General features: G+C 64.4%; 12 protein-coding genes. 6 read left to right on the forward strand and 6 right to left on the reverse strand.

The genetic code is table 11. From position 1 onward, the window contains the following. Window positions 1-110: 110 nt before the first annotated feature. The 6 genes from GA0004734_RS07835 (at window position 111) to GA0004734_RS07860 (ending at window position 4,372) form a co-directional block, all read left to right on the forward strand. Entirely contained in the window at window positions 111-956 is an 846-nt protein-coding gene (locus GA0004734_RS07835; RefSeq protein ID WP_092932674.1) for a metallophosphoesterase, read from the forward strand. Window positions 957-1,074: 118 nt separating this feature from the next. After that, window positions 1,075-1,917: a class D beta-lactamase gene (gene blaOXA / locus GA0004734_RS07840; protein ID WP_245292367.1), complete on the forward strand. Its 843-nt coding sequence runs from the start codon at window positions 1,075-1,077 to the stop codon at window positions 1,915-1,917. Window positions 1,918-2,114: 197 nt separating this feature from the next. Further along, on the forward strand, window positions 2,115-2,549 hold the full coding sequence (locus GA0004734_RS07845) for a c-type cytochrome (protein WP_092932678.1): 435 nt from the start codon (window positions 2,115-2,117) through the stop codon (window positions 2,547-2,549). Window positions 2,550-2,779: 230 nt separating this feature from the next. Then, on the forward strand, window positions 2,780-3,694 hold the full coding sequence (locus GA0004734_RS07850) for a cytochrome c (RefSeq protein ID WP_092932680.1): 915 nt from the start codon (window positions 2,780-2,782) through the stop codon (window positions 3,692-3,694). A gap of 206 nt (window positions 3,695-3,900) precedes the next feature. Then, window positions 3,901-4,167, forward strand: a complete 267-nt coding sequence (locus GA0004734_RS07855) for a type II toxin-antitoxin system HicB family antitoxin (protein ID WP_092932682.1) — start codon at window positions 3,901-3,903, stop codon at window positions 4,165-4,167. Then, window positions 4,160-4,372, forward strand: coding sequence for a hypothetical protein (locus GA0004734_RS07860; RefSeq protein WP_092932684.1), 213 nt, complete (start codon window positions 4,160-4,162; stop codon window positions 4,370-4,372). The genes GA0004734_RS07855 and GA0004734_RS07860 overlap by 8 nt, the downstream gene beginning before the upstream one ends. Before the next feature lie 120 nt (window positions 4,373-4,492). On the opposite strand, the gene GA0004734_RS07865 is transcribed toward GA0004734_RS07860, so the two are convergent. The 6 genes from GA0004734_RS07865 to GA0004734_RS07890 form a co-directional block, all read right to left on the reverse strand. After that, the gene (locus GA0004734_RS07865) at window positions 4,493-5,035 is read right to left on the reverse strand and encodes a GNAT family N-acetyltransferase (RefSeq protein ID WP_092932686.1); all 543 of its coding nucleotides are present in this window, start codon (window positions 5,033-5,035) and stop codon (window positions 4,493-4,495) included. A 202-nt stretch (window positions 5,036-5,237) separates the two neighbouring features. Further along, complete coding sequence (locus GA0004734_RS07870) at window positions 5,238-5,690, reverse strand: MerR family transcriptional regulator (protein ID WP_092932688.1); 453 nt, start codon at window positions 5,688-5,690, stop codon at window positions 5,238-5,240. 317 nt (window positions 5,691-6,007) lie between these two features. Then, complete coding sequence (locus GA0004734_RS07875) at window positions 6,008-8,332, reverse strand: glucose/quinate/shikimate family membrane-bound PQQ-dependent dehydrogenase (RefSeq protein ID WP_092932690.1); 2,325 nt, start codon at window positions 8,330-8,332, stop codon at window positions 6,008-6,010. A 307-nt stretch (window positions 8,333-8,639) separates the two neighbouring features. Then, window positions 8,640-8,921, reverse strand: coding sequence for a hypothetical protein (locus GA0004734_RS07880; protein WP_092932692.1), 282 nt, complete (start codon window positions 8,919-8,921; stop codon window positions 8,640-8,642). A gap of 488 nt (window positions 8,922-9,409) precedes the next feature. Then, window positions 9,410-10,912 (reverse strand): protein adenylyltransferase SelO, encoded by a 1,503-nt coding sequence (locus GA0004734_RS07885; RefSeq protein WP_092932694.1) that lies wholly within the window; start codon window positions 10,910-10,912, stop codon window positions 9,410-9,412. Window positions 10,913-11,070: 158 nt separating this feature from the next. Continuing rightward, complete coding sequence (locus tag GA0004734_RS07890; RefSeq protein WP_092932696.1) at window positions 11,071-12,327, reverse strand: DUF2254 domain-containing protein; 1,257 nt, start codon at window positions 12,325-12,327, stop codon at window positions 11,071-11,073. Window positions 12,328-13,005: the final 678 nt, after the last annotated feature.

The following is a 13,005-nucleotide window of genomic DNA, read 5'->3' on the forward strand; positions in this document are numbered from 1 at the left end:
CTGCACGCCGATGTCTTTCCGGCACGCCGATGTCGGGTGGCGCGTTCGTCCCTTCTGTCAGCCGACAGCCTGTCATCCCTATGTCATCCACCTTCGCTACGTCGCCCCCCATGACCGATACCCCCGTCCTCCGCCTCGGCATCATCGCCGATCCGCAATATGCCGATCTCGAGCCGAACCTTACGCTTGATCGCCATTTCCGTCAGTCGCTCGGCAAGCTGGAGGAGGCGATCGAGGTGTTCAACGGGCGCGACCTCGATGCTGTGGTGACGCTCGGGGACCTCATCGACCGGGACTGGGAAAGCTTCGATCCGGCGCTGGCGGTCTATCGGCGTCTGCGGCACAAGGCCTTGTTTCTGCCCGGCAATCACGATTTCGCGGTGGCGCCGGAGCATCTGGGCGATGTGCACCGCCGCCTCGGCATGCCGGCGCAGTATCACGATCTCCTCGTCGCCGGGCATCGCCTCGTCATTCTCGATGGCAGCGAGGTCAGCCTGTTTGCCGTGCCGAAGGGTCATCCGCGCTACGAGCAGGCGAAGGCCCGGCTGCAGGCGCTGACGGAGGCGGGCGCCATCAATGCCCAGCGCTGGAACGGGGGCTTCAGCGAGGCGCAGTTCGCCTGGCTTGCCGAGGTGCTGGATCTGGCCCGCGACGACGGCGAGCCGGTCGTCATTCTCTGCCACTACCCCGTCGCCCCCGAAAACGCCCATGATCTCTGGGATGCGCAGCGCCTGATCGACATGCTCGGGACCTATCCGAATGTGCGCGCCTGGCTCTGCGGCCACAACCACGCCGGCAACACCGTCACACGCGATGGCACGCACTACGTCACCTTCCGCGGCATGGTCGATACGCCCGACCGGAACGCCTTCGCGATTGTCAGCCTTTACAAGGACCGGCTGGAGATCGAGGGGTTCGGGCGGGAGGAAAGCCGGGTTCTTGGGACGGGAAAGTAATCGGGGATTCTTCAAAGTCTGCTGAACGACCGCTGGTGCCGCCGCAATGATGCCCTGTTTCCCGGCTTTTGAAGGGGGGATGGTGCAGGCACCGTCCTATTCTGAAAGGAAAACCGGCTTGCGTCCTCTTGCTCTTGCCTTCGGCCTGTTCGCGCTCTCCTCCACCGCCTCTTTCGCCGCTGATGATGTCGATGTCACCTGCACCATCATGCTCGATGCCGCCACCGGCAAGGTGCTGATCGAGGAGGGCGACTGCGCCGCCCGCACGACGCCGGCCTCCACCTTCAAGATCCCGCTGGCGCTGATCGGCTACGACACCGGCTTTCTCAAGGATGAGGCGACGCCCGTTCTTTCCTACCGGAAGGGCGACCCGGACTGGGGCGGCGCCAACTGGCTGCGGGATACGAACCCGGCCGACTGGATGCGCTATTCCGTCGTCTGGTACTCCCAGCGCATCACGCGCGATCTCGGCCGTGAGACGCCCGAGCGCTATCTCAAGAGTTTTCAGTACGGCAATGCCGACCTCTCCGGCGATCCCGGTTTCGACAACGGGCTGGAGCGGGCCTGGATCGCCTCGTCGCTGCAGGTCTCGCCGCGCGAGCAGGTCGCGTTCCTGCGCGGCTTCGTCAATGCCACGCTGCCGGTCGGGCCAGAGGCCATCGAGAAGACGAAGCGCATCGTGGAAAGCCGTGCCGTCGGCGACTGGACGATCCACGGCAAGACCGGCGCCGCCTTTCCGCGCAACGTCGATCGCAGCTTCGACTATGCCCATGGCTGGGGCTGGTATGTCGGCTGGGCCGAGCGGCCGGCGGATGCGAAAGGGAGCGCGGCGAAGGACAAGACCGTGGTCTTTGCCCGCCTGATCCGCACACGGGAAAAGACGAAGACCTCGCCGGGCGTTCTGACGCGCGATGCGCTGATGGCGGAGTGGCCCGAGCTGTCGAAAACCCTGCGCCCCTGACACCTGTCCATCGCCTGTTCCACAGCCGAAATGTCGCGAAAATTTTACTTTCAACGCGACCGGAAGATGCCAAGATGCCTGCGACGAAATGACCGGATTCCGGCCGGACATCGGTCTGCCGGGGATCGGCCATTTCTGTCGGACACGCATGTCGGAACGGGCGTCCGCAACGGGCGTCGCCACCAGAGAGGACTCCCATGAAACTGAGAACCCTGTTTCTCGCCGCAGCGCTGGCAGGCCTTGCCGCCGGTGCGGTGACGGCGGCCGAGCCGCAAGAGGTGCGCGAAGGCCTGATGAAGAAGATCGGCGGCTCCCTGGGCGCGCTCTCGGCCATCGCCAAGGGTCAGAAGCCTTACGATGCCGAGGTGGTCAAGACGTCGCTGACCGCGATCAGCACCAGCATCAAGGCCTTTCCGGATCAGTTCCCGGCGGGGTCGGAGGCCAATTCCGAGGCGAGTCCGAAGATCTGGGAGAACAAGGCCGACTTCGATGCCAAGGCCGCGAGCCTGGGGGACGATGCCGACATGCTGCTGGCGCAGCTGCCAGCGGATGCGGCCGGCGTGGGCGCCGCGCTCGGCAAGCTCGGCCCCCATTGCGGTGACTGTCATCAGGTCTACCGCGTCAAGAAGTAAGCGGTAGACCGAGACGCGCTTCAGCCACGCCCCGGCAGACCATGGCATTCCGCGTGCGCGCGGGACGCCACTGGCCTGTTGGTCAGGGTTGATCCCACCGCCCGGCGCCTTGGTCTTTGTCAGAGCAAGTCGGAACCGGTTATCCCGAAAAGACACACGAAAACAGACAAAAAGAGCGCTTGTCCGGTTGAGAGTGAACCGGACAGCCGCTGAGAACAGGGACCCGCCGCATGGCCCGTCGCGCGCGCAAATTCGTCTCGAGCGTCCTCTTCCTCGGCATCGTGGCGGCGGGCGGCGCATGGTTCGTCACCAAGCCCGAGCCATGGCCGGCCGCGCATTGGCAAGGTCTCGGCCCACCGGATATCAGCCATGGCGAACAGGTGTTCTGGGCCGGCGGCTGCACCAGCTGTCACGCTGCCCCGGGCGCGCAGGGCGATGCCAAGCTGGTGCTGACCGGCGGTCTGCCGCTGAAAAGCCCGTTCGGCACCTTCCACCTCCCCAATATCTCGCCCGACGACACCGCCGGCATCGGCCGGTGGACGCTCGCCCAGTTCGGCGATGCCATGACGCGCGGCGTCGGCCCGGACGGCCAGCATCTCTATCCGTCCTTCCCCTATGGCTCCTACGCCCGGCTGACGCCGAAGGATGTCAACGACCTCTACGGCTACATCAAGACCCTGCCGAAGAGCCCGAATATCGCGCCGCCGCACGATCTCCCGTTCCCCTATAATATCCGGGCGTCGCTCGGCGGCTGGAAGCTGTTGTTCTACAGCGACAGGCCGCGCGTGCCGGTCGACCAGACGAATGCGAAGCTGGTGCGCGGCCAGTATCTGGTGGAAGGCCCCGGCCATTGCGGTGAGTGCCACACGCCGCGCAACGCGCTGGGCGGCTTCAAGACCGATCTCTGGCTCGCCGGCGCGCCGAACCCGGAAGGCGAGGGCCAGATCCCCAACATCACGCCCGGTTCGAAGACCATCGGCGACTGGACGGAAGCCGACATCGCCAACTACCTCGAAACCGGCTTCACCCCGGACTTCGACAGCGCCGGCGGCTCCATGGTCGAGGTCCAGCAAAACATCGCCAAACTCACCGTAGCCGACCGCGAGGCGATCGCGGCCTATCTGAAGGCGGTGCCGGCGCGGTAGTGCTTGCAGAAAGTGCAAGCACTACGTAGAGTCCGGCATGAACAATCGGCACCGCGAGATCCTGGTGGCTGTTTTGCGGATCCGGTGTCCGGAACGATCGCATGGGCGGATATCGAAAGCTTTCACGGTCCGCATCCGGAGAAGGAAGCCAAGCGCTACAAGGTTCGAGCGGCGCGTGATTTTATCAAGCGTATGGGAGGTCAACCATGAACGTCATGTCGCACAAAGGCTATTTCGCGCGGGTGGAGTATGACGCCGAGGACGAGATCTTTTTCGGCCGTCTTGCCGGCATCACGGATGGCGTCGGGTTCCACGCGGACACGGTTTCGGACCTGAAAGCCGCCTTCCACGAGGCCGTGGACGATTACATCGAGACCTGCGCCAAGGCCGCCCGCGCGGCGGCACTCGCCGGCAAGAGCCTCAACCAGTGGGCCGCCGAAGTGCTGGCGGAGGCGGCGACGGAAGATGCCTGAAGAGACGGTTACAGGAGGCCCGGATGCAGACGACCCGGCAACCGCTCTGGGCGGGGATGTCCAGCCCGTCACGTCTCAGCTGGAAGCTCTTCAGGCGTTGCAGGATGCGCTCAAGGGACGGAATATCGGGCACGGCCTCGTCTCCGAGGAGCTGATTGCCGAACGCCGGGCCGAAGCCGCGGCCGACGAGCGGGACAATATTTGATGCTTCTCCTTTGCTTGGCGTGGTCTCGGGGTCCTGATCTCGCGGGACGGGTCAGGCAATAGCGTTGCGCCTCCCAATGGTCTTGAAAGGCAAGGCGCATGCTCTCTGCCGACTCACCCCCTATCGCAAAGCCTGCACATACCGCATCCCCGTCACCGGACCCGCCGTGAAGTCCTGCTGCTCGTAGAACCGGTGCGCTTTGACATTGCCTGTGGCGGCGCTGACGGAGAGGTAGGCGCAGCCGGCGCGGCGGGCTTCTTCGCGGGCCTTGGCCACGAGATGGCGGCCGATGCCGGTGCCGCGATGGGCGTCGCGCACGAAGAGATGGTGCAGATCCATGCCGCGCACGCCGAGTTGCGCCCTGTAGAGCGGCACGAGAATGGCGTAGCCGATGAGCGCGCCGCCGGCCTCGGCCACGAGCGCCGTGATCCACGGCACGGGGCCGAACAGGTCGCGCTCCAGCGTGTCCGCGTCGAGCGGCGCGGCATCGCCATGATGCGCGGCAAGCGCGGCGATCATCTCGCAGAGTGCGGCGATATCGCCCGGCCGCGCCACGCGGATCGTCACCAGCGGCGCCCGGCTGGGGGCGGCGGCAGGCGGCACGTTCAGCCCTTCGGGCAGGGCAGGGAGGCGGCTGGCAAGCGGAGAAGACAAGGTGGGCATCGAAATTCCTGAAGCTGATCCGCCCCAGGCACCGTCCAAAACAAAAGCCGCCTGGCGGCGGCTTGTTGAACGTGATCAGACAGCCGCATCTATGAATGCAGCGTAAAATACCAGCGGGCACGGGTTGCGGTCGTGATCATGTGCCATGCATGATCCCTTTTGAGAAGCCTGTCAACCGGCCTGTTTTTGCAGGCAACGGCGATCATGCCCGCCGGGGAACCGGCATATCCTCCAGCGGCCGCGCATGGTCGCCGTCGCAGAGGGTGTGGTCGGACAGCGCGCGGATGACATAGCAATCCTCCACCGTATGGCCGGCGCAGTGGGAGACGATCCGCTCCAGCTCGTGCTCCAGCCGCTGCAACTGTGCGATCTTCGCCCGCACGGCGGCAAGATGCCCGGCGGCGATGGCATCCGCGCGGGCGCAGGGTTTCTCCGGGTGGTCGCTGAGGTCGATCAGGTCGCGGATGGCCTCGATCGACAGGCCGAGATCGCGACCGTGGCGGATAAAGGCCAGACGGTCCAGCGCCTGACGCTCGTAACGCCGCTGGTTGCCCTCGGTCCGCTCCGCCGGCGCGATCAGCCCCGCCTGCTCGTAATAGCGAATGGTCGGCACCTTCACGCCGGTGCGCCGCGACAGATCGCCGATCGAATACATGAGGCTGTTCTCCGTGCGGCGGATGAAGGCCGCGTGGTCTCAGAGATAAGCGAGCGGATGCGGGCTTTCCAGCCTTAGCGCAGCCCTTCGCACAGATGGCACGGTCAGACTGTATGTAATCATCTTCAGGGCGACGATGCTTTTGGACTTCCGCACCAACGCCCGCTGTTCGGTCATGAGCCTCTCGATGAAGGCTTGTATTCGTCGAGGTCGCGCACGGCGATGAGGAGGACGTAGTCGGCAGGTGTGCCTCACCCCCCGAAAAAAGCCCGGCGCGCTTGCGCGGCCGGGCTCGATCGTCTCGCGTTCCTCTGCCCTTACTTCGGCAGCGTGTAGGCGATAATGTAGTCCCCCGGCTTGGTGCCGACCGAGCCGTGGCCGCCGGCAACGATGACGACGTATTGGGTGCCGTCGTCGGTGCTGTAGGTCATGGGGGTGGACTGGCCGCCGGCGGGCAGGCGGCCGCGCCAGAGTTCGCGGCCGGTCGTCAGGTCATAGGCGCGCAGATAGTTATCGACGGCGGCTCCGAGGAAGGCAACGCCGCCCTTGGTGATCATCGGGCCGCCGATGCCGGGAACGCCGACCTTGAAGGGCAGGGGCAGAGGCGTCATGTCGTATACGGTGCCGTTGCGGTGCTTGTAGGCGACCTCGCCCGTCTTCAGATCCACGCCCGCGACGTAGCCCCATGGCGGTGCCTGGCAGGGGATGCCGAGCGGTCCGAGGAACGGTCCCATCAGCACGCCATAGGGTGCGCCGTCATTGCGGTTCAGGCCCTGCTCGCTGCCCTTCTGGTCCTGTCCCTTCGGCGGGATCTGGTCGCGCGGCACGAGCTGCGAGGTGAAGGCGAGGTAGGTCGGCATGCCGAACATCAGCTGCTTTTCCGGATCGACCGCAACGGAACCCCAGTTGAAGGTGCCGAAATTGCCGGGATAGATCAGCGAACCCTCGAGCGACGGCGGCGTGTACCGGCCTTCATATTTCAGCCGCTCGAATTCGATGCGGCAGGCCAGCTGGTCGAACATGCTGATGCCCCACATGTTCTTGTCCGTCAGGGGCGGCGGCGAGAAGGTGAGATCGGAGATCGGCTGGGTCGGCGACGTGAAATCCTCGGGAATAGCACCCGACGGCGCGGGGATTTCCTTCACGGGGATGATCGGCTCGCCGGTGCGGCGGTCGAGCACGTAGAGATCGCCCTGCTTGGTCGGGCCGACGAGGGCCGGGCGACCCTCAATATCGAGCAGCACCGGCTGGGCGGGAACGTCCATGTCCCAGAGGTCGTGATGCACGGTCTGGCGAACCCAGCGCAGCTGCCCGCTATTGATGTCGAGCGCGACGATGGAGGAGGAGAACCGCTCCACATTCTCGCTGCGGCCCATGCCCAGCTGGTCGGGAACCTGATTGCCGAGGGGGATGTAGACGAGGCCGAGGGCTTCGTCATAGGAGAACACCGACCAGCTGTTCGGCGAGTTCGTCGTATAGTGCTGGCCTTCCGGCAGGGGGGTCGTGACGTCGGGATTGCCTGAGTCCCAGTTCCAGACGAGGGCGCCCGTGTTGACGTCGAAGGCGCGGATGACGCCCGACTGCTCCTGCGTCGAATAGTTGTCGTTGACGGCGCCGCCGATGATGATCTTGTTGCCGGTGATCACGGGCGGCGAGGTGGAGTAGTAATAGCCGGCCGGCTGGTAGCGCATGCCGGTTTCCAGATGCAGCGTGCCCTGGTCGGCAAAGCCGGTGCAGACCTGACCGGTCTGGGCATCGAGCGCGATCAGGCGGGCATCCGAGGTCGGCAGGTAGACGCGGCTTGCGCAGGCGCTGCCCGGTGCGGCGGCGGCATCCTGATAATAGCTGACGCCACGGCATGTCTGGTGCTGACGGTCCGGGTTCATGCCGGAGTTGCTGTCGAACTTCCACTTTTCCTTGCCGGTGGCGGCATCGATGGCGATCGCCCAATTGTGCGGCGTGCAGACATAGAGCGTGTCGCCGATCTTCAGCGGGGTCACCTGATAGGTCGTCTCGCCCACGTCTTCCGGCAGCTTCACGTCGCCGGTCTGGTAGCGCCAGGCTTCCTTGAGATCAGAGACATTGGCCGAGGTGATCTGCGTCAGCGGCGAATAGCGCTGGCCATATTGCGTGCGTCCGTACTGATGCCATTCGCCATCCGGCACATTGCCGCCGAGCGCCGGAGTCGCGTTGGCAATCGTGGTCGGCAGCGCGCCTGCCTTGTCGAGCGGGTCCTGCGTCATCGAATAGACGGCGACCGCGACGGAGAGCACGACGGCAAGCCCGAGCGGCCAGCCGCTGGCGCGGTAGACATGGCCCGTGGGGCTGGTGAAGCCGAGCGGCTTGCGGATGGAGGGGAGCAGCAGCCAGAGGCCGAGCACGATGACGACGCCGCCGCGCGGGCCGAGCTGCCACCAGTCGAAACCGACTTCCCACAGCGCCCAGGCGAGCGTGGCGACGATGAACACCGCATAAACGGTGAGCGCTGACGACCTGTGGCGCGAGAGCAGAACGGCCGTTGCCAGGAAGGCAAGACCGGCCAACACATAGTACCAGCTGCCGCCGAGAACGGCGAGCCAGGCGCCGAAGCCGGTCAGCCCCAGTCCGATCAGCGCAAAAAGGACAGACGTAAAGATGATCATGGAAGAGACTCCTGGCGCCACGACATGCGCCCCGTCAGTATCGATATCAGAACGCCGCACGCGTGAGGTAGTGCACTGCGGTCGCCCTAAAACGTTGAAAATACCGCATCATGTCGTCTCCGCAGCAATCGCGACTCAAGACATCACGCAGTCGAAGCCCGATCGAGATCCGGACTCCGTTATGGCGAAATTAGGGCAAGTTTCGCATGGGTCAATGTCGCAGCGCACAATCCGGGGCCTTGGGTCGGCAGCGTACGGTTATGACGGAGATGGGTGCCTCTCGAAAAGCAGGCGAAGATGATCGCACCTACGACGTTCGCGGCTTGATCCCGGCTTTCACGGCCTTCACCCGTGCAGCCCGCTTTTCCGCTGCCTCGTGTCTCAAGCGGTCCGCAATTTCCTCTTGCTGGTCCGCCAGCTCTGCATGAAAAGCGGCGACCTTTGCCTGGTGGAGCCTGACAAGTAAGGTTCCCGGTGGATCGGTCTGAAAATGCCGGTGGTCGTTGATTTCCAGAAACGTCACGTGATCATCAAACTGCAGCAGAAAGACAAGCTCGTTCGAACTTTGCGAGCCCAGATGAAGATGCATGATGCCCTCGCGCTGGAGAAGGGCGTCGTCTGTCGTATCCAGATCCCGGCGGTAAGCCCATTTAGGAAGAGATGTACCGTTCTGGATCGCCAGGAAAATATCGAGGAAATATTCCTCAAGATGAGGTTTTCCCCGGAAGTACAGATCAGGCCGAAAATGTGGAGACAGGACAATTTTGAGAGGTCTGGGCGCAATTCGGGAGTCCGTCTTGCGCTCAGCATTCCCGGCTCATCTCACAGACCTAATTTGGTAGGAAGGTCGAACTACCTCTTGAAGAAGAAAGCATGGGCCTCTTCACGCGTCATCTTGGGCAGCGCTTCACCCTCTTCTCTCTTCGCTTCCGCAGCGATACGGGTAAGATGATCGATATGTGTTTCCTGCGCCTCTACGGGCCTCGGGCGGACTGTTACAGCCATTTCAGCACCTCATATGAGAATAAACTCATAACATGCCGCAGCGTTCAGAGCAACAGCAGCATGCCCCGCCCGTCACGTCCCGCAGAACGTCCGCAGCACTTCCTCGCCCGGGGCCGGAGGCTCGGCGAAGTGGGCCATGTCGGGCTGGTCGTCATAGGGGCGGGCGAGGACGCGCATCAGGGCGTCGAACGGCGAGAAATCCGCATTCGTCTGCGCTGCGACAATCGCCTGCTCGATCCGGTGGTTGCGGGGAATGAAGGCGGGGTTGACGGCGCGCATAGCCGTTGCGGTGTCGCCCGAGCTTCGGCCTTCGGCCTCCACGCGGCGGCGCCAGCGGTCGAGCCAGAGGCTGGTGCTGGCGGGGTTGCGGAACAAAGCGGTAAACGCGGTTTCCGCCGACGGGTCGGCCGCAAGATCGGACAGACGCCGGAAGGCCAGCGTGAAATCCGCTTCCTCCTGATGCAGATGCGTCAGCAGGTCCTGCACGAGATCGAGGTCGCCGTCCTCAATTGTGGAAAGCCCGAGCTTTGCCCGCACGGCGGCGAGCCAGTGGTGCTGGAAGCGCTCGCCATAGAGCTTCAGCACGCCGTTGGCGGCGGTCACGGCCGTCTCCTCGTCGGTATCGAGAAGCGGCAGCAGCGTTTCGGCAAGGCGCGCGAGGTTCCACTGTCCGATGCCGGGCTGGGCGGCATAGGCATAGCGGCCGTTGCGGTCGATGGAGGAAAAAACCTTGGCCGGATCATAGGCATCGAGGAAGGCGCAGGGGCCGAAATCGATGGTTTCGCCCGAGATCGCGACGTTATCCGTGTTCATCACGCCATGAATGAAGCCGATCGAAAGCCAGCGGGCGATGAGCGATGCCTGCCGGTCGGCAAAGGCGGAGAGGAAGGCGAGATAGGGATGGGGGTCGTTGGCGATGTCGGGATAGTGCCGCTCTATGGCGTGGTCGGCGAGCCGCTTGACGCCCGCCTGATCGTCGCGCGCGGCGTGGAACTGGAACGTGCCCACCCGGATATGGCTGGCCGCGACCCGCGTCAGCACTGCGCCGGGCTGCACCGTCTCGCGGTAGACGGGCTCGCCGGTGACGACGGCGGCCAGCGCTCGCGTGGTCGGCAGACCCAGCGCATGCATCGCCTCGCTGACGATATATTCCCGAAGCACGGGGCCGAGCGCCGCGCGTCCGTCGCCCCGCCGGGAATAGGGCGTCGGCCCCGCACCCTTCAGCTGGATATCCCGGCGGCGTCCGTGCCGGTCCACCACTTCACCGAGAAGAATAGCCCGGCCATCGCCGAGTTGTGGGTTGAAGCCGCCGAACTGGTGACCGGAATAGGCCATGGCCAGCGGCTCGGCATCGGGCAGGATGGTGTTGCCGGAGAAGACGGCCGCGCCATCGGCTTCCAGTCTCGCGACATCGAGACCGAGCTCTTCCGCCAGCGCCCGGTTGAAGCGGATCAGCACCGGGGCCTCGACCGGGGTCGGCGCGACGCGCGAGAAGAAGCTGTCCGGCAGCCGGGCATAGCTGTTGTCGAAGGGAATGGGCGGCGTCTGCGCCCGCGTCCTGTTCGTCGCCTCCATGGTCGTCTCCGCTCCGTGCCTTGTCCGCTATTCGTCGATCCGGTCGGAAGACCGGTGTCGTCAATGTTAGATAGGGTGGGCGGTCTCGGCATGAAAGGGTGACCAGGCGTCCCGCGCCGGCGGTGGTTCGCGGCAGTCTTTGTCGAGATAGGCGAGCCTCAGGCCTCCACGAAAGACTCCCGCTTGAGCCGCTCCCGGTCCGCCTCGAAGGTCAGGCTTTCCAGCCCGCGCGCAAGACTTACCACCGCGATCTCGCGGGCGATGGTGTGCAGGCGTCCGCCGGGCAGGCTGGCCAGCGCCCGCAGGCTCTTTTGCAGGCGGATGCCGATCTCGACATTCCCGGCACCGTCTCGCGCAATCGGCAGGAAGGCATCCTCGAACATATCGCGAAGTGCCAGAGGCGGGACGTGGATGCGTGGAAACTCCGGCACGTCCCGCTGGCGATCCGCCGTTGGCTCCACGGCGAGCACCTCTACCATCGTCGTCAGCACGTCGATTGCCGTGCCGGGATCGTTAACGGCCGGGGAGAGGGCACGCGCGGCGATCTCGGCGAGCACGATCAAGCCGAAACGGGGATCCTGTTCGAAGGTGCGGCGCGGGCCGATGGTCAGGGCGTCGAGAACGGCCTGCTGCACCTTGGGGTCGAGCCCGCCCGCCGCCCGGCTCCGAATGTAGACCATCGGCGTGCCGGGCGAACAGAACGTGCCGGCCCGCGCGACCAGATACAGATCGAGATCGCCGGCTTCACCGAGCGCCTGCAATTGCGGCATATCGACATGCTGGAGATAGCCGACCTTGGTGGGGCTTACCGGCACGGCACCGGCCAGAAGCGGGCCGAGCGGCGCGCCGCCGAGAAGTGGGTCGTCAAGGTGATCGCGCATACCGGATATGGCCACCGTCTTCACCCGGTCGATGGTCTCACTGACCCGGCCGAGCGTGGAGAGGTGATCGATCCAGCGCAGCAGCGTCAGCACGATCACGGCGATCACACCGAGCGTGACAAGGAAGAGGACAAGCCGCCCGCCGCCGCCATAAAGCCCGGCATGCAGCGCGATCAGGCCGACCAGCGAAAACAGGAAGGTGCCGAGAAAGGTCGAGAGTGCGCGTTGGGCCGTGGCGTCCTCGAGCAGCAGGCTCGTTGCCCTCGGCGTCGCGCCGCTGGCCGCAGCGGCACTGGCGGCAACCAGTGTCGACAGCGAGAAGGTTGTGACGGCCAGCATGCTGGAGGCGATGATGCTGAGGATCGGATCCACCGCATCCGCGCCGAAGGCCCGCGTCATGTCCTCGGGAATGAAAGGACCGAGAACGACCGCAACCAGTGCCGTCGCCACACCGGCAAGGCAATAAAGCGTCGCGCGAACCCACAACCGCCGCGACAGCCGCATCACCTGCCAGAGACGTTTCGACCTGAGCATGGGACCCCCTTGACGGGCCATGCCGGAGCGGCTGCCCTCCCGTGACGTTATAGGGCGCAACCGGCGTTCGTCGCGGGGGTGAGGTGGGAATTGACCGGGAACGGGGGTAAGGAAAGAAGAAAAACCCTGTCTGGCCTGCCGATATGAAGCCTATTTCAACTCAGCCTAAGAGGCCTTACGGCGGTATCCGGAAAGCGTATCCTCAAGATTGTGCGCTGCGGAGCTTTCAAGTCCAAGGTCAACGCCCTTGTTACGCTCGTCTCGCATCGCTGCGCCGACGGCAGCGGCAAGCATCGTCGCGGTCCGTTCGACTGCGTCAGACACTCTATCGTCTGTTGAAGGTGCGTCCCGCCGAAGAGGCATCGCACGTCGCAGGAAAAGCATTCCGCAGACGATAGCGATGGTACCGACTACGGGGGTCGCTAAGAGGAGCCAATTCATTTGTCCAGTTCCCTCAATCTGAGGCGCGCGAGAAAATGTAGGGCAAAGCATACAAAAAAGCAAAGGATGCCGAACAGGGATGCAACGTAAACGCGATCATCCGACAGCGTCGCCGAAAAAATATAGGTGCCGACTGTACCCAGAACGCCTGTTGCAAACAGATTACCTGCAAGAGAGTTAAAAAAACTGTGCTTCCTGGACGATGGTCTCCCTACTGCCGTCGCTTAGCGCCATGTC

Source organism: Rhizobium sp. 9140, from assembly GCF_900067135.1.
In the GTDB taxonomy this organism is placed as follows: Bacteria; Pseudomonadota; Alphaproteobacteria; order Rhizobiales; family Rhizobiaceae; genus Ferranicluibacter.